This window comes from Pigmentiphaga sp. NML080357 (genome assembly GCF_002188465.1).
Classification (GTDB): domain Bacteria; phylum Pseudomonadota; class Gammaproteobacteria; order Burkholderiales; family Burkholderiaceae_B; genus Pigmentiphaga.
This window is the reverse complement of the sequence record NZ_NINW01000049.1, coordinates 577,034-600,386: the sequence shown is the minus strand read 5'-3', so window position 1 is coordinate 600,386 and position 23,353 is coordinate 577,034. Positions and strand designations below refer to the sequence as shown.

Annotated in this window: 21 protein-coding genes; 2 read left to right on the top strand and 19 right to left on the bottom strand. The window is 66.4% G+C overall.

Annotated features, from left to right (window positions below; translation table 11 throughout):
- Positions 1 to 67 precede the first annotated feature (67 nt).
- From hisG to CDO44_RS25315, 13 genes are all read right to left on the bottom strand, one after another.
- The gene (gene hisG / locus CDO44_RS25375) at positions 68 to 757 is read right to left on the bottom strand and encodes an ATP phosphoribosyltransferase (protein ID WP_087782993.1); all 690 of its coding nucleotides are present in this window, start codon (positions 755 to 757) and stop codon (positions 68 to 70) included.
- A 40-nt stretch (positions 758 to 797) separates the two neighbouring features.
- Entirely contained in the window at positions 798 to 2,084 is a 1,287-nt protein-coding gene (murA, locus tag CDO44_RS25370; RefSeq protein WP_087782992.1) for a UDP-N-acetylglucosamine 1-carboxyvinyltransferase, read from the bottom strand.
- Positions 2,084 to 2,326: a BolA family protein gene (locus CDO44_RS25365; RefSeq protein WP_087783134.1), complete on the bottom strand. Its 243-nt coding sequence runs from the start codon at positions 2,324 to 2,326 to the stop codon at positions 2,084 to 2,086. The genes murA and CDO44_RS25365 overlap by 1 nt, the downstream gene beginning before the upstream one ends.
- Positions 2,327 to 2,418: 92 nt before the next feature.
- Positions 2,419 to 3,267, bottom strand: a complete 849-nt coding sequence (locus CDO44_RS25360) for an ABC transporter permease (protein ID WP_087782991.1) — start codon at positions 3,265 to 3,267, stop codon at positions 2,419 to 2,421.
- A 10-nt stretch (positions 3,268 to 3,277) separates the two neighbouring features.
- The gene (locus CDO44_RS25355) at positions 3,278 to 4,267 is read right to left on the bottom strand and encodes an ABC transporter ATP-binding protein (RefSeq protein ID WP_087782990.1); all 990 of its coding nucleotides are present in this window, start codon (positions 4,265 to 4,267) and stop codon (positions 3,278 to 3,280) included.
- Positions 4,268 to 4,565: 298 nt separating this feature from the next.
- Entirely contained in the window at positions 4,566 to 5,207 is a 642-nt protein-coding gene (locus CDO44_RS25350) for a phospholipid-binding protein MlaC (protein WP_087783133.1), read from the bottom strand.
- A 36-nt stretch (positions 5,208 to 5,243) separates the two neighbouring features.
- Positions 5,244 to 6,029: a VacJ family lipoprotein gene (locus CDO44_RS25345; protein WP_087783132.1), complete on the bottom strand. Its 786-nt coding sequence runs from the start codon at positions 6,027 to 6,029 to the stop codon at positions 5,244 to 5,246.
- Positions 6,030 to 6,045: 16 nt separating this feature from the next.
- Complete coding sequence (gene mlaD / locus CDO44_RS25340) at positions 6,046 to 6,543, bottom strand: outer membrane lipid asymmetry maintenance protein MlaD (RefSeq protein WP_087782989.1); 498 nt, start codon at positions 6,541 to 6,543, stop codon at positions 6,046 to 6,048.
- An 85-nt stretch (positions 6,544 to 6,628) separates the two neighbouring features.
- The gene (gene mlaE, locus CDO44_RS25335) at positions 6,629 to 7,417 is read right to left on the bottom strand and encodes a lipid asymmetry maintenance ABC transporter permease subunit MlaE (protein ID WP_087782988.1); all 789 of its coding nucleotides are present in this window, start codon (positions 7,415 to 7,417) and stop codon (positions 6,629 to 6,631) included.
- Positions 7,417 to 8,256, bottom strand: a complete 840-nt coding sequence (locus CDO44_RS25330) for an ABC transporter ATP-binding protein (RefSeq protein ID WP_087782987.1) — start codon at positions 8,254 to 8,256, stop codon at positions 7,417 to 7,419. Before CDO44_RS25330 ends, mlaE begins: the two co-directional genes overlap by 1 nt.
- A gap of 442 nt (positions 8,257 to 8,698) precedes the next feature.
- A complete protein-coding gene (locus CDO44_RS25325; protein ID WP_087782986.1) occupies positions 8,699 to 10,168 on the bottom strand; it encodes a glutamate synthase subunit beta in 1,470 nt (489 codons plus the stop codon).
- 145 nt (positions 10,169 to 10,313) lie between these two features.
- A complete protein-coding gene (locus CDO44_RS25320; protein WP_087782985.1) occupies positions 10,314 to 15,101 on the bottom strand; it encodes a glutamate synthase-related protein in 4,788 nt (1,595 codons plus the stop codon).
- Between the two features lie 261 nt (positions 15,102 to 15,362).
- Positions 15,363 to 16,052 carry a hypothetical protein gene (locus CDO44_RS25315; protein WP_087782984.1) on the bottom strand — a complete coding sequence of 230 codons (690 nt, stop codon included), beginning with the start codon at positions 16,050 to 16,052 and terminating at the stop codon, positions 15,363 to 15,365.
- Positions 16,053 to 16,317: 265 nt separating this feature from the next.
- On the opposite strand from CDO44_RS25315, the gene rpoH reads away from it, so the two are divergent.
- Positions 16,318 to 17,229, top strand: a complete 912-nt coding sequence (gene rpoH / locus CDO44_RS25310; RefSeq protein ID WP_087782983.1) for an RNA polymerase sigma factor RpoH — start codon at positions 16,318 to 16,320, stop codon at positions 17,227 to 17,229.
- A gap of 637 nt (positions 17,230 to 17,866) precedes the next feature.
- On the opposite strand, the gene CDO44_RS25305 is transcribed toward rpoH, so the two are convergent.
- From CDO44_RS25305 to CDO44_RS25285, 5 genes are read right to left on the bottom strand one after another with little or no spacing between them, the layout of a single operon-like run.
- A complete protein-coding gene (locus CDO44_RS25305; protein WP_087782982.1) occupies positions 17,867 to 18,469 on the bottom strand; it encodes an SCO family protein in 603 nt (200 codons plus the stop codon).
- Between the two features lie 60 nt (positions 18,470 to 18,529).
- Entirely contained in the window at positions 18,530 to 19,414 is an 885-nt protein-coding gene (cyoE, locus tag CDO44_RS25300; protein ID WP_087782981.1) for a heme o synthase, read from the bottom strand.
- Between the two features lie 15 nt (positions 19,415 to 19,429).
- A complete protein-coding gene (locus CDO44_RS25295) occupies positions 19,430 to 20,482 on the bottom strand; it encodes a heme A synthase (RefSeq protein ID WP_087782980.1) in 1,053 nt (350 codons plus the stop codon).
- A 5-nt stretch (positions 20,483 to 20,487) separates the two neighbouring features.
- Complete coding sequence (locus tag CDO44_RS25290; RefSeq protein ID WP_233146349.1) at positions 20,488 to 21,135, bottom strand: hypothetical protein; 648 nt, start codon at positions 21,133 to 21,135, stop codon at positions 20,488 to 20,490.
- Positions 21,107 to 21,886, bottom strand: a complete 780-nt coding sequence (locus CDO44_RS25285; RefSeq protein WP_304528383.1) for an SURF1 family protein — start codon at positions 21,884 to 21,886, stop codon at positions 21,107 to 21,109. Before CDO44_RS25285 ends, CDO44_RS25290 begins: the two co-directional genes overlap by 29 nt.
- A gap of 57 nt (positions 21,887 to 21,943) precedes the next feature.
- Here CDO44_RS25285 and CDO44_RS25280 point away from each other — a divergent pair, with 57 nt between their 5' ends.
- Positions 21,944 to 22,144 carry a twin transmembrane helix small protein gene (locus CDO44_RS25280; protein WP_087782979.1) on the top strand — a complete coding sequence of 67 codons (201 nt, stop codon included), beginning with the start codon at positions 21,944 to 21,946 and terminating at the stop codon, positions 22,142 to 22,144.
- Positions 22,145 to 22,416: 272 nt separating this feature from the next.
- Here CDO44_RS25280 and CDO44_RS25275 read toward each other — a convergent pair whose 3' ends face one another.
- On the bottom strand, positions 22,417 to 23,292 hold the full coding sequence (locus CDO44_RS25275; protein WP_087782978.1) for a cytochrome c oxidase subunit 3: 876 nt from the start codon (positions 23,290 to 23,292) through the stop codon (positions 22,417 to 22,419).
- Between the last annotated feature and the right edge of the window lie 61 nt (positions 23,293 to 23,353).

The window sequence follows — 23,353 nt, the reverse complement described above, 5'->3', positions numbered from 1 at the left end:
GGACAACGCAGCCTCTGCATGGCGCGGGGGGGCAGGCCGCGCTTCGAGCGTCTCGCGCGGCGCTTGGTCAGGCCGGCATGGCCAGGCTGGCGCGCGCGAAGGCGTCGATCAGAGGCTGCAACCGGTGTCGCCGCGTTTTCAGGGCCGCCTGGTTCACCACCAGGCGCGACGATATGTCCATGATATCTTCGACCGCGACCAGGTTGTTGGCGCGCAGCGTGCCGCCGGTGGACACCAGGTCGACGATCACGTCGGCCAGCCCGACCAGCGGCGCGAGCTCCATCGAGCCGTAGAGCTTGATGAGATCCACGTGCACGCCCTTGGCGGCGAAATGCTCGCGCGCGGCCTGCACGTATTTGGTAGCCACGCGCAGGCGGGCGCCCTGGCGCACGGCGCTCGCGTAGTCGAACCCGTCGGGCACCGCCACGCACAGCCGGCACTTGCCGATGCGCAGGTCCACGGGCTGGTACAGCACGCCAGGATGCTGGGCGGTGTGCTCGATCAGCACGTCCTTGCCGGCCACACCCAGGTCGGCGGCCCCATACTGGACATAGGTCGGCACGTCCGAGGCGCGCACGATGATGATGCGTACGCCCGGATCGCTGGTGGGCAGGATGAGCTTGCGCGACTTCTCCGGATCCTCGGCCACCGTGATGCCGGCCTCGGCCAGCAGCGGCATGGTCTCGGTGAAGATGCGGCCCTTGGACAGCGCCAGCGTGATCGGCGCACCGGGGTCGGCCGGGGCGAAGGCGCTCATCGCGCTACCTCCTGATACGAGGCCGGGGCTCGGCGTACCGTCATGCCTGCCCTCCACCGCCGCTCACGCGGCGGATGTCGGCGCCCAGGCGCAGGAGCTTGCGCTCCATGTGCTCGTAGCCGCGATCCAGGTGGTAGATGCGGTCGATGACGGTCTGGCCGTCGGCGACCAGGCCTGCGATGACCAGGCTGGCCGAGGCCCGCAGATCGGTCGCCATGACGATGGCCCCGGACAGGCGAGCCACGCCCTTGACCACGGCCGTGTGGCCGTCGATCTCGATGTCCGCGCCCAGGCGCCGCAGCTCCTGGACGTGCATGTAGCGGTTCTCGAAGATCGTCTCGGTAATGACCGCCGTCCCTTCGGCGATGGCGTTCAAGGCCATCAGCTGGGCCTGCATGTCGGTGGCGAAACCGGGATACTCGAGCGTGCGAAAGCCCACGGCGCGCGGGCGGCCGCGCATGCCGGCCTGGACCCAGTCGGTACCGCATTCGATGGCCACGCCGGCCTCCGCAAGCTTGTCGAGCGTGGCGCCCATGCTGGCCGGATCGGCGTTGCGCAGCACGATTTCACCGCCCACCGCCCCCACCGCGCACAGGAAGGTGCCGGCCTCGATGCGATCGGGCATGACGCGGTGGGTCGTGCCGTGCAGCCGGGCGACGCCCTCGACCACGATGCGGTCCGTGCCGTGGCCGCTGATGCGCGCGCCCATCTTGATGAGCATTTCCGCCAGATCGACGATCTCGGGCTCGCGCGCCGCGTTCTCCAGCACCGTCAGCCCTTCGGCCAGCACCGCGGCCATGAGCAGGTTCTCGGTCCCGGTCACGGTAACCATGTCGGTGCGTATGGCGGCGCCTTTCAGGCGCTTCGCGCGCGCAACCACGAAACCGTGCTCGATGCTGATGTCGGCGCCCATGGCCGCCAGCCCCTTGATGTGCTGGTCGATGGGCCGCTGGCCGATGGCGCAGCCCCCGGGCAAGCTGACCCGCGCCTCGCCGAATCGGGCCAGCAGCGGTCCCAGCACCAGGATGGAGGCCCGCATGGTCTTGACCAGCTCGTACGGCGCTTCCAACGAATCGACCTGACTCGCCTCGAGCGTGACGCGATCGCCCGGTTCGTCCTCGCTGCCGTGGCGTTCGGCCTTGACGCCAAGGCGGCGCAAGAGGCGCAGCGTGGTGCCGATGTCGTTGAGCTGCGGCACGTTCTCGAGCGTCACCGCATCGGCGGTCAGCAGCGAAGCGCACAGGCAGGGCAGCGCGGCGTTCTTCGCCCCCGACACCTCGACTTCCCCACGCAGGGGACGACCGCCGGTGATCTGCAGCTTATCCATCAATTGCCCGCCTTGAATTCTTGTGGAGTGAGAGTGCGCATCGACAATGCGTGGATTTCCTCGCGCATGCGCTCGCCCAATGCGGCATAGACCAATTGGTGCCGCGCGATGGGACGCTTGCCGGCGAATTCGGAACTGACGATGAGCGCCTCGAAATGCTGGCCGTCGCCCTGCACATCGACATGCTCGCAAGACAGTCCGTCGAGAATGTACTGCCGGACCTGCTCGGGAGTGGGAAGCATGGTACTCATCTTAGTTGTCCGAAACACTGCGCGCGACGCGCAGCCGATGAAAGTACACGGCCCGAGTCAGCGCGTAGGGGGATACTCTCATCTCAATAGCGAAGTTTGTAGCCGGTGGACAACAGCCGCAGCGCGAACGAAGCCACCAGCACGAAAGTCCCGGCGACAACCGCCAGGCTATGCCAGGGGGAAACGTCCGCGACGCCGAAAAACCCATAACGGAAGCCGTCTATGGTGTAGAAGATGGGGTTCCAGTGCGACACGGCCTGCCAGAACGGCGGCAGCGAATGCACGGAATAGAATACCCCGGACAAGAAGGTGGCAGGCACGATCAGGAAATTCTGGAAGGCCGCCATCTGGTCGAACTTCTCGGCCCAGATGCCCGCGATCAGCCCGAGCACCCCCATGATGCCGCTGCCGAGCACGGCGAACACCAGCATCCACAGCGGTTCGGCAAAGCGCGGCTCGGCGAAGAACAGCGATACGGCGTAGATGCCCAGGCCGACGAACAGCGCCCGCACGATCGCGGCCAGCACGTAGGCCCAGAAGAATTCCCAATGGGTCAACGGCGGCAGCAGCATGAACACCAGGTTGCCGGTGACGCGGCTCTGCATCAGCGACGACGACGAATTGGCGAAGGCGTTCTGCAGCATGCTCATCATCATGAGCCCGGGGATCAGGAACGCCGTATATGGCACCGTTTCGTACACCGTGACCCGCCCTTCCAGCACGTGGGCAAAGATCAGCAGGTACAGCACGGCCGTGACCACAGGCGCGGCGACGGTCTGGAAACCGACTTTCCAGAACCGGAGCATTTCCTTGTAGAACAGGGTCAGGAAACCGGATCCCGCATTCAGGTTGGGCTGCAGGCCAATGAAGCCGGCAGGCCTGGCGCCCTGCTCGGCCTCGGTCCGACGATCGGTAGGCTGGACCGCGCTCATCGCATCGCCCTCATGCCGCCTTCTCCAGCGCCGCGGGCGCCGAGGCGCCGTGCATGATGTCGAGGAAGGCGTCTTCCAGATCGGCGGGCAGGACCTCGATGCCCTCGATCACGCCACCGGCCGTGCGCACCTGGGCCAGCAGCGTCTCCAGCTCGGTGCTGTTGTCCAGGCGGAGCACGGCGCGATTGCCCTGGCGCTGGACCAGGCGTTCGTCCAGCGCCCGGTTCTTGCCCTCGGGCCACCCCGAAGCGCCCATGTGCAGCACCAGGCGCGAACCGCCGACCTTGGCCAGCAGCGCCCGGGTGGTGTCCAGCGCCACGATGCGCCCGGCCTTGAGCATGGCGATGCGGCCGCACAGCTCCTCGGCTTCTTCGAGGTAATGCGTAGTCAGCAATATGGTGTGCCCCATCCGGTTCAGCCGCGAGATGAACTGCCACAGCGTACGCCGCAAGTCGACGTCCACCCCCGCGGTGGGTTCGTCCAGCACGATCACCGGCGGCCGATGCACCAGGGCCTGGGCGACCAGCACCCGCCGCTTCATGCCGCCCGACAGCGCGCGCATGTTCTCGTCGGCCTTGGAGGTCAGGCCCAGGTTCTCGAGGATCTCGTCGATCCAGTCATCGTTGTTGCGCAGCCCGAAATAGCCGGACTGGATGCGCAGCGTCTCGCGCACGGTGAAGAACGGATCGAACACCAGTTCCTGCGGCACCACGCCCAGCGCGCGGCGCGCGGCCCGGAACTGCGTGGCGACGTCGTAGCCGCAGATCGACACCTGCCCGGTCGTGGCCTTGGACAGGCCCGCCAGGATGGCGATCAGCGACGTCTTGCCGGCCCCGTTGGGCCCTAGCAGGCCGAAGAACTCGCCAGGTGCGATCTCGAGGCTGACGTCGTTCAGCGCCTGAAACCCTTCCCCGGCCGCGCCAGCACCCACGCGCCGCCACAAGCTCGTCTGCTTGGGATAGACCTTGGAAACATGTTCGATACGAACGGCGGATGACATGGCTTGAATAGAAAAACGCTTCCGCGCCCACAAAACGGCCTGCAACCGGCTCGCACGCGCAGGGGAGGCTCAAAAAGCGCAATCCCGGCAGATGCCGGGCGAATCCCCCATTATAAGCCAATGGGAGGGAAGCCTACCCCTTGCGGCCTTCGGCCGCTCCCCTCAAGGGGAAGGAAAGCCCCCCACGAGACCCGGCGCAGGGCCGCCCCAAGGCGGGTCCCGACCCCCTCGGGGGGCTGCCGCTTAGCGGCTGGGGTCTATACCATTCGGGGCGCGCGTCAGCGCGTAGGGGGGACTTCTACCGCTCGAACTGGCGGTTGCGCTCCGCCAGCGACTTGATCAGGCCGTCGATGCCGTTCTGGCTGATCTGCTGCGAAAACTGGTTGCGGTAGTTCTCGATCAGCCAGACGCCCAGCACGTTGACGTCATAGATCTTCCAGCCCTGGCTTTCCTTTTCCATCCGGTAGTCCACGGGGATGGGATCGCCGGCCGGCTGCTTGATGACGGTCTTCACGACCACGTCGGTGGCATCGGCCGGGTAGTGCGAGGGGCGCAACTCCACGGCCGTCTGCTGTTTCACCGACGATACCGCTCCGCTGTAGGTCCGCACCAGCGTGGTGCGGAACTCCTTGACCAACGCCTTTTGCTGGTCGGGCGTGGCCTGGCGCCAGTAGCGGCCGGCAGCCAGGCGCGTCGTCTTTTCGAAATCGACGTACGGAAGGATCTTTTCATCCACCAGCTGCAGCAGCCGCTGGGGATTGCCGGACTGCACCGACGGATCGGACTTGATCGCGGCCAGGACCTCGCCCGTTACTTTCTGGACCAGCGCCTCCGGCGAACCGGGGTTCTGCGCATGGGCGCGGGCGCCCGCCAGGGCGAGCGCCAGGCCCAGGAACAGCGCGGCCAGCCACGCAAACCCCCGCGGCGCGGCCGCGGTCATCGTCACATGCTTGAAAACCATGGGAAATCCTTGTCCTTATTGTTGCGGCTTGCCCGATGCGGGAGCGGGCGCCGCAGGCTCGTCATCATCGTCGTAATTGGGCAGCGAATAATCCGGCAGATCGCCATCCTCCGATTTTACGCCGCGGATCAGGCTTGCCCGGCGCTGCAGGTAGGCGTCGCGCGTGAAGCTATAGGGATCGAGCGCAACCTGGTCGAGCAGGTTGCCCACTTCCAGCAGGTTGGCGCGCGCATTGACGACCCGCAGCCCGTACACCGTGTTGCGCACCGGGATGTTGTCGATGTTGCGGACGGCCACCGGATCGGCGACGAAATCGACCGCCGTGCCGCCGGCGTCGCGGACGGTGCTGGGGCCCAGGAACGGCAGCACCAGGTACGGCCCCGAGCCGACGCCCCAGACGCCCAGGGTCTGGCCGAAATCGGCCTTGTTGCGCGGCAGCCCGTTCTGCGTGGCGAGGTCGAAGCAGCCGAACACGCCCATGGTGGTGTTCAGCAATACCCGGAAGGTGGTGTTGATGCCATCGGGTGCGCGATTCTGCAGGAAGCTGTTGATAGCGGACATCACGTCGCCCACGTTGGCGAACATGTTGCGCACGCAGCTGCGAACCGGCGACGGCACCACGTCCACATAGCCCTGCGCCACCGGCTTGAGCACGGCCCGGTCGACCGTGTCGTTGAACTTGTACACGCTGCGGTTGAACCCTTCCAGCGGGTCCCGCGGATCGGCCGGCCGGCCTTCGGGTGCGGTGGCACAGCCGGCGAGGCCGGCCGCCAGCACGATTGCCAGGAATTTCTTATTCATATTCATTCGCTTGTCGTCATTTCGGGGCGGACTCGCCACCCGATCCGGAGTTGCTCCCCTCGGCCGCCTTGCTGTAGAGGAACTGGCTGATCAGATTCTCGAGCACGACCGCACTCTGGGTATAACGGATCTTGTCGCCGGCGACGAAGTTCTTGTCGTCGCCGCCGGGCTCGATGCCGATGTACTGCTCGCCCAACAGCCCCGAGGTCAGGATCTTGGCGGACGAATCGGTGGGAAACACGTAGCGGGCATCCAGGTCCAGGGTCACCACGCCCTGGAACATCTTGTCGTCGAACGTAATGCTCGAGACGCGGCCCACGACGACGCCGGCGCTCTTGACCGGCGCCCGCGGCTTGAGCCCTCCGATGTTGTCGAAGTTGGCCGTCACCGAATAGGTCTTGCCGACCGCCAGCACGTTCAGCAGGTTGCCTGCCTTGAGCGCCAGGAACACCAAGGCGAGCGCGCCCAGCAGCACGAAGATTCCCACCCAGAGATCGACTTTCTCTCGCGACATTTCGTATTCCTCCGGACTCCCCGCCCGCGCGGCGCGTCCTTGCCAGTTCTTCACCGCGGGCGCCCACGAGCGGGCGCCGCGTCATTCAATTGCCGAACATCCAGGCCGTGAGCAGGAAGTCCAGGCCCAGCACGGCCAGCGACCCCGCCACGACGGTGCGCGTGGTCGCGCGCGATACGCCTTCCGGCGTCGCCGTGGCGTGGTAGCCCTGGTAGAGCGCGATCAGCGTCACCGCCACGCCGAAGACGAGGCTCTTGAGCACGCCGTTGCCCACGTCTTCCCAGACGTCGACTCCGTTCTGCATCTGCGACCAGAAGGCCCCTTCGTCCACGCCGATGAGCTGCACGCCCACGCCCCAGCCGCCCAGTATGCCGACTGCCGAGAATACGGCGGCCAGCAGCGGCATGGCGATGATGCCGCCCCAGAAGCGCGGAACCAGGACTCGCCGAACCGGATCGACGGCCATGACTTCCATGGCCGACAGCTGCTCGCCGGCCTTCATCAGCCCGATCTCCGCGGTCAGCGACGTGCCGGCGCGCCCCGCGAACAGGAGCGCGGTCACGACCGGGCCGAGCTCTCGCACCAGGCTGAGCGCGACCAGCAGGCCCAGCGCCTGCTCCGAGCCGTAGCGATTGAGCGTGTAGTACCCCTGGAGCCCCAGCACGAAGCCGACGAACAGCCCCGATACGGCGATAATCACCAGCGAATAATTGCCGATGAAGTGGACTTGCTGCACCACCAGCCGCGGCCGCCGCAACGCCGTGCCGCTCTTGAGCAGGAGCTGCGCGAAGAACCGGGCAAAGGCGCCCAGGCCGGCGATCGAGGTGCGCGTGCCGGCGCCCAGGCCGATCAGGAAACGGGTGAGCGCGGCCATCAGCGTGCCCTCCGCTGGCGTTCGAGCCAGGCGCGATAGGCCGGCGTTTCGGGATACTCGAAGGCCACCGGGCCGTCGGGCTCGCCATGGAGGAATTGATGCACGAACGGATCCTTGGAGGCGGACAGTTCGGCCGGCGTCCCGCTGGCCACGAGCGACCCCCGCCCCAGCAGGTAGACCTGATCGGTAATGTGGAACGACTCCTGCACGTCGTGCGTGATCAGGACCGAGGCGCATCCCAGCCGATCGGTCATGGTGCGTATCAATTGCGCCGTCACCCCCATGGAAATGGGATCCAGGCCGGCAAAGGGCTCGTCATAGAGGATGAGTTCGGGTTCCAGCACCACGGCGCGGGCCAGCGCGACACGCCGCGCCATGCCCCCGGAGATCTCGGACGTACGCAGGAACGCGGCGGCCTTCAGCCCGACCGCGTCCAGCTTGGACAGCACGCGCTCGAGGATCTCCGGCTCGGTCATCGACGTGTGCTCGCGCAGCGGAAAGGCCACGTTCTCGTAGACGTCCAGGTCGGTGAACAGCGCGCCCTGCTGGAACAACACGCCCATGCGCTTGCGCAGCGCGAACAGACGATCGCCCGACAGCGCGGAGAGATCCTCGCCCAGCGTCACCACTCGTCCCGCCTGGGGGGAAAGCTGCCCCGTCGCGGCACGCAGCAGGGTAGTCTTTCCCGACCCCGAGCCGCCCATGATCGCGACCACCTGCCCGCGCCGGACCTGCATGTCGATGTTCTGCAGGATCGTACGGTCGCCATAGCCTACCGACAGACGGTCGAAGGCCAGTGCGACGTCGGAGGATTGAGAAGATCGTGCCGAATCGGGCATGTAAGCGGAAGAATTGAAAAGATGGGCGTTGCTTGACGAAAGTATCAGCGAATTCGAGGGAAATCAGCGGGGGATTCTAACAGCAGCCCGTCTCGATACCGGGGTTACCCTAGCCTGGCAACGGGTATTGTCGGGGAAACGTAGCACTGCCCTTCCAGGGAAAGGACGCTCGCGCGTGCCGGCAGCCGGCCCGGACGGCCGTCGGCGCAGCCCTCGCGCGGGAGTGCAGATTATGAACCACGGCGTCCCGCGCGGGTTTACGTTTTTACAACAGTCCGGCCGCTCCTTGTATCGGCTGGAAACCAGCGCCGGACACAGGCGTGGCGCGCGGGAGAAGTCTGCCGGAGCGCTGTTAAGAAGTTTTTAAGCGACGCTTGCGCCCCACGGGCGCCTCGGCGCGCGTCCGGCCCGGGGGCGGCGGACCGGACGCGGCGCCCTCCGCTCAGCGCGGCAGCTCGGTCGAGCCCATCAGGAAACTGTCCACGGAAGCGGCGCACTGCCGGCCTTCGCGGATCGCCCACACCACCAGCGACTGCCCGCGCCGCATGTCGCCGGCGGCGAAGACCTTGTCCACGCTGGTACGGTAGTCCTCGGTATTGGCCCGGGCGTTGCCGCGCGCGTCGCGCTCGACGCCGAACGCATCCAGGACTTGTTGCACGGGCGACACGAACCCCATTGCAAACAGCACCAGGTCGGCCGGGATCTCGAACTCGGAGCCCTCGACCTCGGCCATCTTCATCTGGCCGTTGTCACCGCGCACCCATTCGACCCGGCACGCCACCAGCGAGGTCACCTTGCCGTTCTTGCCCTTGAAGGTCTTGGTGGACACCGCCCAGTCGCGCTCCACTCCTTCCTCGTGCGAGGACGACGTACGCAGCTTGAGCGGCCAGTACGGCCAGGTCAGCTCCTTGTTCTCGGTGGCGGGGGGCTGCGGCATCACCTCGAACTGGGTCACCGACGCGGCGCCATGGCGATTGCTCGTGCCGACGCAGTCCGAGCCGGTGTCGCCGCCGCCGATCACGACCACGTGCTTGCCCGTGGCGACGATCTGGTCCTTGACCTTGTCGCCGGCCACCACCTTGTTCTGCTGGCGCAGGAAATCCATCGCGAAATGCACGCCTTGCAGCTCGCGGCCCGGCACCGGCAGGTCGCGCGGGGTTTCCGCCCCGCCGGAGATGACGATGGCGTCGAACTCGGCCTGCAATTCCTCGGGCGTCTTGACGGTGGCGGAGATGCCCAGCGCCTTGGCGTCCTCGGCGCGGCCGACGAAGGTCGACGGACGGAACACCACGCCCTCCTGCTCCATCTGGGCCATGCGGCGGTCGATCTGCCACTTCTCCAGCTTGAAATCGGGAATGCCGTAGCGCAGCAGCCCGCCGACGCGGTCGCTCTTCTCGAACACCGTCACGTCGTGGCCGGCGCGCGCCAGCTGCTGGGCGCAAGCCAGGCCGGCGGGGCCGGAACCGACCACGGCCACCTTCTTGCCGGTCTTGGCCTTGGGCGGCAGGGGCGTGACCCAGCCGTGCTCCCAGCCATGATCGATGATGGCATGCTCGATCGACTTGATGCCGACGGCGTCATTATTGATGTTGAGCGTGCACGCGGCTTCGCAGGGCGCGGGGCAGATGCGGCCCGTGAACTCGGGGAAGTTGTTGGTGGAGTGCAGCACCGCCAGGGCCTGCTTCCAGTTCTGGCGATAGACCAGGTCGTTCCAGTCCGGAATGATGTTGTTGACCGGACAGCCGTTGGTGCAGAACGGAATGCCGCAGTCCATGCAGCGCGCGCCCTGCTGCTTCGCCTGCTCGGTGTTCAGGTGGAGGACGAACTCCTTCCAGTGCTTGACGCGCACCTCCGGCGCTTCGGCCGCTTCCTGCAGACGCTGGTATTCCAGAAATCCGGTGACCTTACCCATGACTCTTTCCTGACAATTCTGTTTGATGCCGGGCACGGCATCGACGCCTTGCGCCCGGCTTCCGATTCGTTACTGTTCGCCTTGCCGCCGCGAGGCCGGACCGCACGCGCCCTCGCGCCCGGTCCGCCACGGCCGCGATGCGGCCTTACGCAGCCAGCTTCTCCGGATTCTGGGCGTCCCACAGTTCGCCCAGCGCGCGCCGGTATTCGGTCGGCATGACCTTGACGAACTTGGCGCGGGAAGCCTCCCAGCTGTCCATGATGTCGCGCGCGCGAAAGCTGCCGGTATAGCGGAAGTGGTTTTCCACGAGGCGGCGCAGGATGGCTTCGTCGGTGTCGCGCTCGCCGCCGCGCATCATGCTGTGCCACAGGCGGCGCGAACCTTCCTTCTCCTGCAGGGCGGCGGGCACCACGGATTCCAGCTCCACCATGGCGAGGTTGGCCCGCTGGCGGAACGTGCCGTCCGGATCGTAGACATAGGCCACGCCGCCCGACATGCCCGCGGCGAAGTTGCGGCCGGTCTCGCCCAGCACGACGACGGTGCCGCCGGTCATGTATTCGCAGCCGTGGTCGCCCACGCCTTCCACCACCGCCGCGGCGCCCGAGTTGCGCACCGCGAAGCGCTCGCCGGCCACGCCGTTGAAGTAGGCCTCGCCCGAAAGCGCGCCGTACAGCACCGTGTTGCCGACGATGATGTGCTCGGGGCCATGCCCGCGGAAGTCGTTGGGCGAACGGACGATGATGCGACCGCCGGAGAGCCCCTTGCCGACGTAGTCGTTGCCGTCGCCCACGAGGTCCAGCGTGACGCCGTGCGCGAGGAAGGCGCCGAAGCTCTGGCCCGCCGTGCCGTTGCACTGGATGTGGATGGTGTCGTCGGGCAGCCCTTCGTAGCCGTACTTGCGGGCCACCATGCCCGACAGCATCGCGCCTATGGTGCGATTGACGTTGCGCACGGTCGTGATGAACGACACTTTCTCGCCGCGGTCCAGGGCGGGCCTGGCGCGTTCGATCAGCTGGTGGTCGAGCGCCTTGGCCAAGCCATGGTCCTGGTCTTCCACGTGGCGGCGCGCCACGTCGGCGGCCGCCGCCGGCTGGTAGAACACGCGGCTGAAGTCCAGCCCGCGCGCCTTCCAGTGCTCGATGCCGGCGCGCATGTCGAGCAGGTCGGACCGGCCGATGAGGTCGTCGAACTTGCGGATGCCCAGCTGGGCCATGAGTTCGCGCACTTCCTCGGCGATGAAGAAGAAGAAGTTCACAACGTGCTCGGGCTTGCCCTGGAACTTGGCGCGCAGCACCGGATCCTGCGTGGCCACGCCCACCGGGCAGGTGTTCAGGTGGCACTTGCGCATCATGATGCAGCCTTCGACCACCAGCGGGGCCGTGGCGAAGCCGAACTCGTCGGCGCCGAGCAACGCGCCGATCACGACGTCGCGGCCCGTCTTCATCTGGCCGTCGGCCTGCACGCGGATGCGGCCGCGCAGGTGATTCAGCACCAGCGTCTGCTGCGTTTCGGCCAGGCCCAGCTCCCACGGCGTGCCGGCGTGCTTGATGGACGACACGGGCGAGGCGCCGGTGCCGCCGTCATGGCCGGCGATCACCACGTGATCGGATTTGGCCTTGGCCACGCCCGCCGCCACCGTGCCCACGCCGACTTCGGACACCAGCTTGACCGAGATCGAAGCCTGCGGGTTGACGTTCTTCAGGTCATGGATGAGCTGGGCCAGGTCCTCGATGGAATAGATGTCGTGGTGCGGCGGGGGCGAGATCAGGCCGACGCCCGGCACCGAGAAACGCAGCTTGGCGATGTACTCGGACACCTTGTGGCCCGGCAGCTGGCCGCCTTCGCCCGGTTTGGCGCCCTGCGCCATCTTGATCTGGATCTGGTCGGCGCTCGCCAGGTATTCGGCCGAGACGCCGAAGCGGCCCGAGGCAACCTGCTTGATGCGCGAGCGCAGCGAATCGCCGGCCTTGAGCGGCACGTCGGCCACCACGCGGTCGGCGCCCAGGACCGAAGCGAGCGTATCGCCGTCCTTGATGCCGGCCTTGCCGTGCTGCAGCTCGGCGCGATAGCGCAGTTCGTCCTCGCCGCCCTCGCCCGTGTTGGACTTGCCGCCGATGCGGTTCATCGCGATCGCCAGCACCGAATGGGCCTCGGTCGAGATCGAGCCCAGCGACATGGCGCCGGTGGCGAAGCGCTTGACGATCTCCTTGGCCGGCTCGACTTCGTCCAGCGGGATGGCGTTGGCCGGATCGAACTTGAACTCGAACAGCCCTCGCAGCGTCATGTGGCGCTTGCTCTGGTCGTTGATGATCTGCGCGTATTCCTTGTAGGTGCGGTAGTTGTCCGCACGGGTGGAATGCTGCAGCTTGGCGATCGCGTCCGGCGTCCACATGTGCTCTTCGCCGCGGATGCGGAAGGCGTACTCGCCGCCCTCGTCCAGCGCGTTCTCGAGCAGCGGGTCGTCGCCGAAGGCGGCCTTGTGCATGCGCAGGGATTCCTCGGCCACCTCGAAGATGCCGATGCCCTCGATATTGCTGGCCGTGCCGGGGAAGTACTGCTCCACCAGGGCGCGGTTCAGGCCGACTGCCTCGAAGATCTGCGCGCCGGTGTAGGACATGTAGGTCGAGATGCCCATCTTGGACATGACCTTCTGCAAGCCCTTGCCGATGGCCTTCACGTAGTTGTAGATGGCCTTGTCGGCCGGCACCTTGGCGTCGTGCTCGTGTTCGTGCACCAGGGCTTCCATGGCCAGGTAGGGATGCACGGCCTCGGCGCCGTAGCCGCCGAGCAGGGCGAAGTGGTGCACTTCGCGCGCCGAGCCGGTTTCCACCACCAGGCCGGTGCTGGTGCGCAGGCCGGCGCGGATCAGGTGCTGGTGCACGGCCGAGGTCGCCAGCAACGCGGGAATGGGCACGCGCGTGGCGTCGACCAGGCGGTCGGACACGATCAGAATGTTGTAGCCGCTCTTGACGGCGTCCACGGCCTGGGCGCACAGCGCCGCCACCCGCGCCTGGATGCCTTCCTTGCCCCAGCCGGCCGGGTACGTGATGTCGAGCTCGAAACTCTTGAACTTGCCGTTGGTGACGCGCTCGATGTGGCGGATCTGCGCCATGTCGGCGAAATCCAGCACCGGCTGCGCCACTTCCAGCCGCAGCGGCGGGTTGACGTTGTTGATGTCGAGCACGTTGGGCTTGGGCCCGATGAACGACACCAGCGACATCACCAGGTTTTCGCGGATGGGGTCGATGGGCGGGTTGGTGACCTGCGCGAACAATTGCCGGAAATAGTTATAGAGGCTCTTGTTCTTGTTCGACAGCACCGCCAGCGGCGCATCGTTGCCCATGGAACCGGTGGTTTCCTCGCCCAGCACGGCCATGGGGCGCAGGATGAACTTGTAGTCTTCCTGGGTCCAGCCGAAGGCCTGCTGGCGGTCGAGCATGGGCACCGACGAGCGCCCTTCCTCGATCTCTTCCTTGATGGGTTCGGCCAGCGTGTCCAGCTTGATGCGGATGCGCTCGATCCACTGGCGGTAGGGCTTGCTGTTGGCGAGCTGGTCCTTGAGCTCCTTGTCGTCGATGATGCGGCCCTGCTCCAGGTCGATCAGGAACATCTTGCCCGGCTGCAGGCGCCACTTCTTGACGATCTTGCTCTGCGGGACGGGCAGCACGCCCGACTCCGAGGCCATGATGACGAGGTCGTCGTCGGTGACGATGTAGCGCGCCGGACGCAGGCCGTTGCGGTCGAGCGTGGCGCCGATCTGGCGGCCGTCGGTGAAGGCGATCGCGGCCGGGCCGTCCCACGGCTCCATCATGGCGGCGTGGTATTCGTAGAAGGCGCGGCGCGCCTCGTCCATTTCGGCGTGCTGTTCCCAGGCCTCGGGAATCATCATCATCATCGCGTGCGAGATGGAATAGCCCGACATCACCAGCAGCTCGAGGCAGTTGTCGAACGTGGCGGTATCGGACTGCCCTTCGTAGACGATGGGATAGAGCTTCTTGAGGTCGTCGCCCAGGACGGGCGACTGCATCACGCCTTCGCGCGCACGCAGCCAGTTGAAATTGCCCTTGACCGTGTTGATCTCGCCGTTGTGGGCGATCAGGCGGTACGGGTGGGCCAGCGGCCAGGCCGGAAAGGTATTGGTGGAGAAGCGCTGGTGCACCAGCGCCAGCGCGGTCACGGCCCGCGAGTCGGCCAGGTCGCGGTAGTAGCGGCCCACCTGGTCGGCCAGCAGCAGGCCCTTGTAGACCACGGTGCGGCTGGAAATGGACGGCACGAAATATTCCTTGCCGTGCTTGAGGTGCATCTTCTGGATGGCGTGCGAAGCCATCTTGCGGATCACGTACAGCTTGCGCTCGAGCGCATCGGGCACCATGACGTCGCCGCCGCGGCCGATGAAGAGCTGGCGGATGACCGGCTCGACCTGCTTGACGTTGGGCGACATCGGCATGTCCTTGTCGATGGGCACGTCGCGCCAGCCCAGCACCACCTGCCCCTCGGCGCGCACGGCGCGCTCGAGCTCGGCCTCACAGGCGAGGCGGGAGGCGATTTCCTGCGGCAGGAACACCATGGCGACGCCGTACTCGCCCGGGGCGGGCAGTTCGACGCCTTGAGCGGCCATTTCCTCGCGGTACAGCGCATCGGGAATCTGGATCAGGATGCCGGCCCCGTCGCCCATCAGCGGATCGGCCCCTACCGCGCCGCGGTGGTCGATGTTCTCGAGGATCTTCAGGCCCTGCTGGATGATCGAGTGGCTCTTCTTGCCCTTGATGTGCGCAACGAAGCCCACGCCACAGGCGTCGTGTTCATTGGCCGGGTCGTACAGCCCCTGGGCCTGGGGCGCCTTGCGCGGCGTCGGCAGCCCGATGCGGGAAGCGTCGATGACGGCGGTCTGCGGCGCCGGGGCCGAAAGGTGTTCCTGACTGGATTGAGGCATGGTGCGCTCCGCTGGGGGATTCGTTCGGCGAGGACGAACCCGGGTACTGGGACATCGAGGGCGGGCAGCGCAGTCATGCGCGCCACCGGCCGACACTCGCACCGCGGCGCACGCACGCATGGCGCGCCGCGGGAAAGCGACGATACTGCGGCGCATCAGGCGGCGCAAGAAAAATAAAACGGGGAACGTCCCCAATTATTATTCGGGGCTGAAAACCTGGAAATTAAATAAGGGACGCACCATTGTCGTGCATTTTGGCGGCTATTCGGCCGCGGCCGGCGTCTTGCGCGGCCGGCCGCGCTTGGCGGCGGCAGGTCGGCGGCTGCTGGTCGCTTCCAGGCCCTGCACGAAAGCCGGCCCGCCCAGCGCCCATTGGCCATGCAATGCCTGTTCGATGCGTGCCGACGTGGCCGCGGGCAGCCCTTCCAGCACCATCGCGCGATAATTGGCCTGGCGATCGAACGGCGTATTGCCGCAAGCCCAGTAGTCGGCGTGGTCCTGCAGCGAGCCGCCCGGCGCCGCACCCATGTGGGCGGCGGCCGACGACCAGCGCCAGAGTTCGGCATCCGCCGCCAACCCCTGGCGCAGCGGCGCCGTCTCCAGCCAGATCAGGCTGGGCAGGACCCATGCGCCGGGCTCCACCAGCGTGGAGCGGAACCTGCCCGCGAACACCCGGCCGATATGCAGACGCGCGGCCAGCCGGCGGCCCAGCGACTGGACCAGGCTGGAAATGCCATTGGGCCCCGCCGGGGTAGCCAGCAGCAGCAACTGGTCGAAAGTAAGCGTCCATCCGTGGACGGCGACTCCGTACTGCTTTGCGTCGGCTACCGCCCAGGATGCGACCTGGTCCAGCATGGCGCCGCCCTCGCCGCCCGCCGACAAGGGAACGGTGAACCGGGCCTGGGCGAGATGCGGAAGGTCCGGGGCGTACAAGCGGGGAAGACGAGCCATGATTAATTAGGGACGCACCAATGCCGAAGGTACGGAAGTTGCTGATTTCCGCGAACGATACGCCGATTTCATGGTCTATGCAGCATGAGACCCTGATTGCGTCGCTCCGCCCCGCCCGCCGGCACGATAGAAGTATTTGCGGACGCGGGTGCGCTTCCTTGCTGCACTGCACAGCCATCAGCTTGTTCTATCGACGTCATCAAAAAGACCGATTAGCACTCTTTGCCCCGGAGTGCTAACCTTCTTGCATGGAGGTAAGCCGTTTATGAAACGTTCGTCGAATCAGTCCAACGCCCTAGTTCCCGCCACAAGCGGCCCCGGCGCGCTGGCACTTGCCATTGCCAACCCTGGCGCGCTTGGCACGATCGAAGCCTATATCGGCGCCGTCAACCGCCTGCCCGTGCTCACCGCCGAGCAGGAACACGAGCTGGCCCAGCGCTATCAAGAAAAGCAGGACCTGAACGCCGCCCGCGAGCTGGTGTTGTCGCACCTGCGCCTGGTGGTCGCCATCGCCCGGCAGTACCTGGGCTACGGCCTGCCGCATGCGGACCTGATCCAGGAAGGCAACGTCGGCCTGATGAAGGCCGTCAAGCGCTTCGACCCCAACCGCGGCGTAAGGCTGGTTTCGTTCGCCATCCACTGGGTGAAGGCCGAAATCCACGAATACATCCTGAAGAACTGGCGCCTGGTCAAGGTGGCCACCACCAAGGCCCAGCGCAAGCTGTTCTTCAACCTGCGCAGCCTCAAACCGGACAGCCATGCGCTCACGCCCGAGCAGGTGGAGGAAATCGCCGCCAGCCTGAACGTGCGTCCGCAAGACGTGACGGAAATGGAAGTCCGGCTCTCGGGCCAGGACATGGCCCTCGAAGGACGCACCGACGACGGCGAGACCGAGTTTGCGCCCATCGCCTATCTATCGGACGAAGGCCAGCACGAGCCGAGCTCCATCCTGGAAGAACGCCGTCGCGACGAACTCCATGGCCACGGGCTGCAACACGCCCTGGAAAGCCTGGACGACCGCTCGCGCCGCATCATCGAGGCGCGCTGGCTGAAGGACGAAGGTGGCGCCACGCTGCAGGAACTGGCCGACGAATTCGGCGTCTCCGCGGAACGCATCCGCCAGATCGAGGCGCGCGCCATGACCAAGATGCGTGGCGCACTGGCCGAGTACGCCTGATCCCCAGCGTTGCGCTCTACCGTCGCAGGGCGGTTTCCGGGAAAATCTCCCGGAAACCGCCTTTTGTTTTCGGGCACCTGGCAATCGTCACGTTTCGTTACGCATCTGGCGGAAATTTACGTGAAACCACGGGTAGCGCGTGAACTTCTGGAGCTTAATGGAACCTAACCATCAGGTGGGACGCGCGTGGGTGCAACGCCTTGCGCGTCGGAACGTCGGGCTTCCCCCCGCTTCGACGTTTCTTCCGGCGCAGTTTGCCGGTACCAGCCGATACGTCCGCCTCTGCTTTTCTCCTCCCTCCCCCCCACTTGAGGCGGATATGTTGACGGGACACCTCACGGTGTCCCGTTTTTTTATGGGAGAAAGCCCACCCCCTCCGCGCTTCGCGCGTCCCCCTCAAGGGGGCGGCACTGGCGGACCGGCAAAGCCGGATCCGCTGTGCCCTGGGGTACAACCAGGCTGGCGAGGGGCGGCGTCTTTTTGCCACATTGGCAGCAAGCCGAAGGGACCGGCGGAGTCGGATGCCCCTTGAGGGGCGGGGCCACAGGCCCCGTGGGGTGGACTTCCCTTCCGGTCCGCTAGGGCCGCCCCCTTGAGGGGGAGCGGCCGAAGGCCGCAAGGGGGTGGACTTCCCCCCCTACAGCAGCTGCCGGATGTCGCTGGTCAGGGCTTCGGCGCCGGTGTTGTGGCGGGCGAAGAGGCGCAGGTGGCCTTCGGGGTCGTAGATGTAGACGCCGGCGGTATGGTCCACGGTGTAGGAACCGGGTTCCTTGCCGGGCACCTTGGCATAGAACACCTTGAACGACTTGGCCACGCGGGCGGTCGCGTCGGCATCGCCGCGCAAGCCGAGGAAGCTGGGATCGAACTGGGTGACGTACTCACGCAGGATTTCCGGCGTATCCCGCTCGGGGTCGACCGTGACGAACACCACCTGCAGCCGCTCGCCGTCCTGGCCGAGCTGGTTCTTCACCTGCTTGAACTCGGCCAGGGCCGTCGGGCAAACGTCGGGGCACTGCACGAAGCCGAAGAACACCACCAGCACCTTGCCCTTGAAGTCCTGCAGGGTCCGGGGGTTGCCGTTGAAGTCGGTCAACGACAGATCCGTTCCGAGATCCGATCCGCTCACGTCGGTGCTGTTGAACGACGGCTTCTTTCCGCAGGCGGCGAGCAAGGCCGCTGCGATCGCGGCGGCCCCGCTGCGCAGGACGAAACGGCGGGAAACGCGAAAATCGGCAGTCATGAATATCCTCGGCAGGCAGATAAAGCGACGGTTACTGGCGTACTGCTGGGGAGCGGTGCCCTATAGCCAATGGTCGACCAGCAGCGCGGCAAACAAGAGCGCCAGGTACAAAATCGAGAACCGGAACAGCCGGCGGGCCAGGTCGTCTCTGTACTGGCGGTAGAGCTTCCAGGCATAGCCCACGAACACCGCGCCCAGCGCCACGGCGCTCACCAGGTAGACCAGGCCGCTCATGCGGATGACGTACGGCAGCACCGAGGTGGCGAACAGCGCCACCGAATACAGCAGGATATGCAGGCGCGTGATCTTCTGCCCATGCGTGACCGGCAGCATGGGCAATCCGGCGTTCTCGTAGTCCTTGGTGCGGTACAGCGCCAGCGCCCAGAAATGCGGCGGAGTCCAGATGAAGATGATCAACACCAGCAGCCAGGCTTCGGCCGGTACGCTGTTGGCCACCGCCGCCCACCCCAGCGCGGGCGGCATCGCGCCGGACAGCCCGCCAATGACGATGTTCTGCGGCGTGCGCGGCTTGAGGATCACGGTGTAGATGACGGCATAGCCGACGAACGTGGCGAAGGTCAGCCACATGGTGAGCGGATTGACCAGGGTGTAGAGCACCAGCATGCCGAGCCCGCCGACCACGCCCGACATCGCGATGATCTGCAGGGCGCCGATGTCGCCCCGCGCGCTGGGCCGATGGGCGGTGCGCGCCATGCGGGCGTCGATCTGTTCTTCGATCAGGCAGTTGATGGCGAAAGCCGCGGCCGCGAGCAGCCAGATGCCGATCGTCGCCGCCACCACGGTGCGCCACGGCGGCACCGCGGGCGTGGCGAGGAACATGCCGATCACCGCACAGAATACGGCCAGCTGGCTTACCCGGGGCTTGGTGAGCACCCAATATTGCCGAAGACGCAAACCGACGGTAGACACGCTAATGCTATCCATGAGGAACCCGGAACATCAAAAAGCGCGCGCACGGTAATCGGGCGCGCGTCGGACCCGCGACAGCCTGACCAGCAGCGTCACGCACAGAACGGTCAGGACGGCGGCTCCGCCGTTATGCAGCACGGCAATCACTATAGGCCATTGCAGGAAAATGCTGGTCAACCCCGTAAGAAGCTGCACGCCCAGCATGGCCAGCAGCGCGTGCGACGGCCCCCTGAGGCCATCGTAGCGGCGCAGCTTGAGCGCCAGCCAACCCAGATAGACCAGCACCACGAACGCGAAGTTGCGATGCGTCCAGTGGATCGCGGTCAGCGCGCTCTGCGAGATGATCTCGCCCGAAGGCAGCTCGCCCAGCGCACGCAGGATCGAGTAGCCGCCGTGGAAATCCATCTCCGGCACCCACTGCCCGTGGCAGGTCGGAAAATCCATGCAGGCCAGGGCCGCGTAATTGGTGCTGACCCAGCCGCCCAGCGCCAGCTGGGTATAGAGCAGCGCCAGGCCGAAGGCGGCGTACCCCCACCATCTGCCGGCTTCCCCCGGAATGTCGGGCAGCACCGTCTGCCTGGCCGATAGCCAGGTCAGCAGCGCCAGCAGGCTGATGCCTCCCAGCAGATGCGCCGTGACGACGGCCGGCATGAGCAAGTGGGTGACCGTCCATGCCCCGAAGGCGCCTTGCAGGCAGACGGCGGGCAGGATCACCGTTGCCAGCCAGGGCGACTGCGCGAGCGCCTTGCGATGGCGCCATGCCATCACCACGATCGCGATGATCAGGATGCCCAGCAAGGTGCCCGCGTAGCGGTGGACCATTTCTATCCAGGCCTTCGATAGTGTAACCGGTCCCTCGGGCATGGCCGCCGCGGCGGCGTGGATGTCATGCAGGGCGCCGATGGGCGAGGCCTTGCCGTAGCAGCCCGGCCAGTCGGGGCAGCCGAGCCCCGAATCGGTGAGCCGCACGAAGGCGCCGAACATGATGAGGTCGAAGGTCAGGAACATGGTGACCGCTACGAGCTTGGCATAGCGGGCCCGTATGCGGGCGGTCCGGTCCGCGGACGGCTGTACCGTTTCCATCTCGCCTACCCTATGCGCGACGCATGCAGCAGCTTGCCGATGTCCTGGCGCAATTGCGTGGGATCGGGATTCTCGGGAAAGCGCAGCATCTGGTTGTTGCGCGGATCGATCAGCCAGATGTGCTGCCGCAGCGCCTGCGCGGTGGGGGTCACTCCTTCGGGCAGGGCCAGAAAACGCGCCACCTGCTCGGCATTCGCCCGCACCATGTGCGTGCCTTCATAGGCACGGATCACGATCGTGGGTACCGGCTCGTCGTCGAGGATCAGCCACACGCGTTCGATGCGCGTCACGTTCTTGCCCGTGCTGGCGTGGGTCTGGCGCATGATGTAGAGCTTCTTGGCGCAGTCTTCGCCGCAGTCGCCGCCATCGGCGGCAAGCATCACCCATTTGCCGGTCAGGCTGCGCAGGTCGAACGGCGTACCGTCCAGGTCGGTCAATTGCAGCTGCGAGGCTTCCGGAACCGGGCGCTGGGGCTCGACGAGGTCGCCGTAGTTGGTGCCGGCTCCCTCGGGGCGCCAGTCGAGGAAATAGACGAGGGCCGCCGCGACGACGGGTGCCGCGCATACCGCCAGCACCGCGTACAGCGAGAACAGGGAGCGCTTCGGAGGAGCGGACCGCCGGGCGTCAGCGTGTCGAGCGGAGGGTTCGGACAAGGAGGACTCCAAATGCGATGGCGGCGATGGCCGCGAAGGAAAACCACTGCAGCGCGTATCCGCGATGCGTATCGATATTCGTGGGCGGGCCCGCCCAATCACGGACCAGCCCGTCCCCGGCCGCTTCGGTCTGCTCGAGCACGGCCGGCAACAGCGCGAGCCCTGCCGCTTGTGCGTAAGGCTCCAGCTCCAGGTTCTGCACACGAGGCGGCTCGCCGGCCTCGCCCGGCCATTCCGGCGACAGGCGCTCCGGATGGCCACCCAATGCGCCCAGGTCGAGCAGGCGCGGAATGTGCGGAACCAGCACGCCGCGCACCGTAACCGGCCCGGACGGCGTCTCGACGGCTACCGGCCCGTCCGGCATGGGGCGAGGCAGCCAGCCGCGCAAGACCGCGACCGCCCCGGCCGGACCGCCCTGGTCGAGTGCCAGCGGCGTCACCACCCAGAACCCCGGGCGACCGCCGGACATGCGGTTCTCCAGCAATACCGTGCGATCGGCCAGCCAATGTCCCGAAGCCTGCGCCGGCCGCCACGGCACCAGTTCGTCCCCCGTCAGCGACGGTGCCAGCCTTAGCGGCGGCAGCTGGCGCCCCGCCTCGACCTGTGCCAGGACCGCGCGCTTTTCCGCCGCCCGGTCCAACTGCCAGCGGCCGAGCGACACGGTCGCCGCGACCGTCGCCGCCAGCAGCACCAGCGCCAGCCAGGACTTGCGGCGGCCGAGCCGGCGCGCCACCGCGGGAGATGCACCCAAGGCCGCCTCCGTCAATTCCCCGCGCCTGCGATAATGCCAGGCAGGAGGAGAAATACGATGCGCTTCGTGGTCGCCATAGCCTTCATCGGCATTCTTTACAGTCTGGGTTCGGCACTCGTTTTCCTGATGAAGGACACCGGCAAGAGCAAACGCATGGTCTATGCGCTTACCGCGCGCATCGGCCTGTCCGTCCTGCTGTTCCTGTTCGTGCTGTTCGCCCACTGGATGGGCTGGATACAGGCCAGCGGCTTCAAGTGACCGGCGCGCCCCGGCGCGTGCCCTGGGAAACCCCGCCGCGACGGACCGGCCGGGCCGGATCCGCCTGCCTACCCCGGAAATCGGGCGAGCTGGCGGGTTTCGTGGGGTTGCACCGGAACACGGCTAGATCGGAACGGGCAGCCTGCCAGCCGAGAAGGGGTCCGCGGCCACTGCGCCACCCCTTATTTTGCCCCACCCCCTCGGGCCGCGGGTACGGCAAAACGTCGCACCCCGCGCCGACCACGGGCGGGGGCGACGCGAGGAAACGCCTGTCAGAACCAGTAGACGAACAGGTACAGGCCCAGCCACACCACGTCGACGAAGTGCCAGTACCAGGCGGCGCCTTCGAAACCGAAATGATGGGTAGGCGTGAAGTCGCCCCGGAGCAGGCGGCGCAGCATCACGGCCAGCATGATGGCGCCCATCGTGACGTGGAAACCGTGGAAACCCGTCAGCATGTAGAAAGTCGAGCCGAAGGCGCCCGAGGTGAGCTTCAGGTTCAGCTCGGTGTACGCGTGGAAATATTCATAGGCCTGACAGCCCATGAAGATCGCGCCCAGCAGGATGGTGATGAAGAGCCAGAGCGCGGCGCGGGCACGGTTGTTGGCCAGCAGCGCGTGGTGCGAGATGGTGAGCGTCACGCCCGAGGTCAGCAGCAGGGCCGTGTTGATGGTGGGGATCCAGAAGGGTCCCATCGCCGTGAAGGGCTCGATGGTGCCGGCCGGACCCGTGTTCGGCCAGACGCCGGTGAAGTCGGGCCACAGCACCATCCTGTTGTCGAGATCGGACAGCCACGGCGTGGTGTACACGCGGGCATAGAACAGGGCGCCGAAGAACGCCGCGAAGAACATGACCTCGGAGAAGATGAACCAGCTCATGCTCCAGCGGTACGAGACATCGACGCGCTTGCTGTAGAGCCCGCCGGTGGACTCGGCAATGGCATCGCCGAACCAGCGGTAGAGCACGAACAGGAAGCCGAGCACGCCCGCCAGCACGAACCATGGCCCGACGCCCACGCCGTTGACCCACAGGGCCATGCCCAGGAGGAAGAACAGCAACGCCAGGCTTGCCGTGGCGGGATGCATGGACGGGGCCGGCACGAAATAGTACGGCGCCTCCTTGCCGGGAACCGAGTGACTTGCACTCATCTCAACTCTCCTTCGCGAATTCCACAAAACCGCACATGATTTGGAAAACGGCCTCCCGGCC

Excerpts from the sequence above, each read along its gene's own strand:
- murA (WP_087782992.1), bottom strand. The coding sequence starts at position 2,084 with ATGGATAAGCTGCAGATCACCGGCGGTCGTCCCCTGCGTGGGGAAGTC.
- CDO44_RS25320 (WP_087782985.1), bottom strand. The coding sequence starts at position 15,101 with ATGCCTCAATCCAGTCAGGAACACCTTTCGGCCCCGGCGCCGCAGACC.
- mlaD (WP_087782989.1), bottom strand. The coding sequence starts at position 6,543 with ATGTCGCGAGAGAAAGTCGATCTCTGGGTGGGAATCTTCGTGCTGCTG.
- CDO44_RS25365 (WP_087783134.1), bottom strand. The coding sequence starts at position 2,326 with ATGCTTCCCACTCCCGAGCAGGTCCGGCAGTACATTCTCGACGGACTG.
- CDO44_RS25330 (WP_087782987.1), bottom strand. The coding sequence starts at position 8,256 with ATGCCCGATTCGGCACGATCTTCTCAATCCTCCGACGTCGCACTGGCC.
- hisG (WP_087782993.1), bottom strand. The coding sequence starts at position 757 with ATGAGCGCCTTCGCCCCGGCCGACCCCGGTGCGCCGATCACGCTGGCG.
- CDO44_RS25325 (WP_087782986.1), bottom strand. The coding sequence starts at position 10,168 with ATGGGTAAGGTCACCGGATTTCTGGAATACCAGCGTCTGCAGGAAGCG.
- CDO44_RS25350 (WP_087783133.1), bottom strand. The coding sequence starts at position 5,207 with ATGACCGCGGCCGCGCCGCGGGGGTTTGCGTGGCTGGCCGCGCTGTTC.
- CDO44_RS25295 (WP_087782980.1), bottom strand. The coding sequence starts at position 20,482 with ATGGAAACGGTACAGCCGTCCGCGGACCGGACCGCCCGCATACGGGCC.
- CDO44_RS25305 (WP_087782982.1), bottom strand. The coding sequence starts at position 18,469 with ATGACTGCCGATTTTCGCGTTTCCCGCCGTTTCGTCCTGCGCAGCGGG.
- CDO44_RS25345 (WP_087783132.1), bottom strand. The coding sequence starts at position 6,029 with ATGAATAAGAAATTCCTGGCAATCGTGCTGGCGGCCGGCCTCGCCGGC.
- CDO44_RS25315 (WP_087782984.1), bottom strand. The coding sequence starts at position 16,052 with ATGGCTCGTCTTCCCCGCTTGTACGCCCCGGACCTTCCGCATCTCGCC.
- CDO44_RS25275 (WP_087782978.1), bottom strand. The coding sequence starts at position 23,292 with ATGAGTGCAAGTCACTCGGTTCCCGGCAAGGAGGCGCCGTACTATTTC.
- CDO44_RS25355 (WP_087782990.1), bottom strand. The coding sequence starts at position 4,267 with ATGTCATCCGCCGTTCGTATCGAACATGTTTCCAAGGTCTATCCCAAG.
- cyoE (WP_087782981.1), bottom strand. The coding sequence starts at position 19,414 with ATGGATAGCATTAGCGTGTCTACCGTCGGTTTGCGTCTTCGGCAATAT.
- mlaE (WP_087782988.1), bottom strand. The coding sequence starts at position 7,417 with ATGGCCGCGCTCACCCGTTTCCTGATCGGCCTGGGCGCCGGCACGCGC.
- CDO44_RS25280 (WP_087782979.1), top strand. The coding sequence starts at position 21,944 with ATGCGCTTCGTGGTCGCCATAGCCTTCATCGGCATTCTTTACAGTCTG.
- CDO44_RS25360 (WP_087782991.1), bottom strand. The coding sequence starts at position 3,267 with ATGAGCGCGGTCCAGCCTACCGATCGTCGGACCGAGGCCGAGCAGGGC.
- rpoH (WP_087782983.1), top strand. The coding sequence starts at position 16,318 with ATGAAACGTTCGTCGAATCAGTCCAACGCCCTAGTTCCCGCCACAAGC.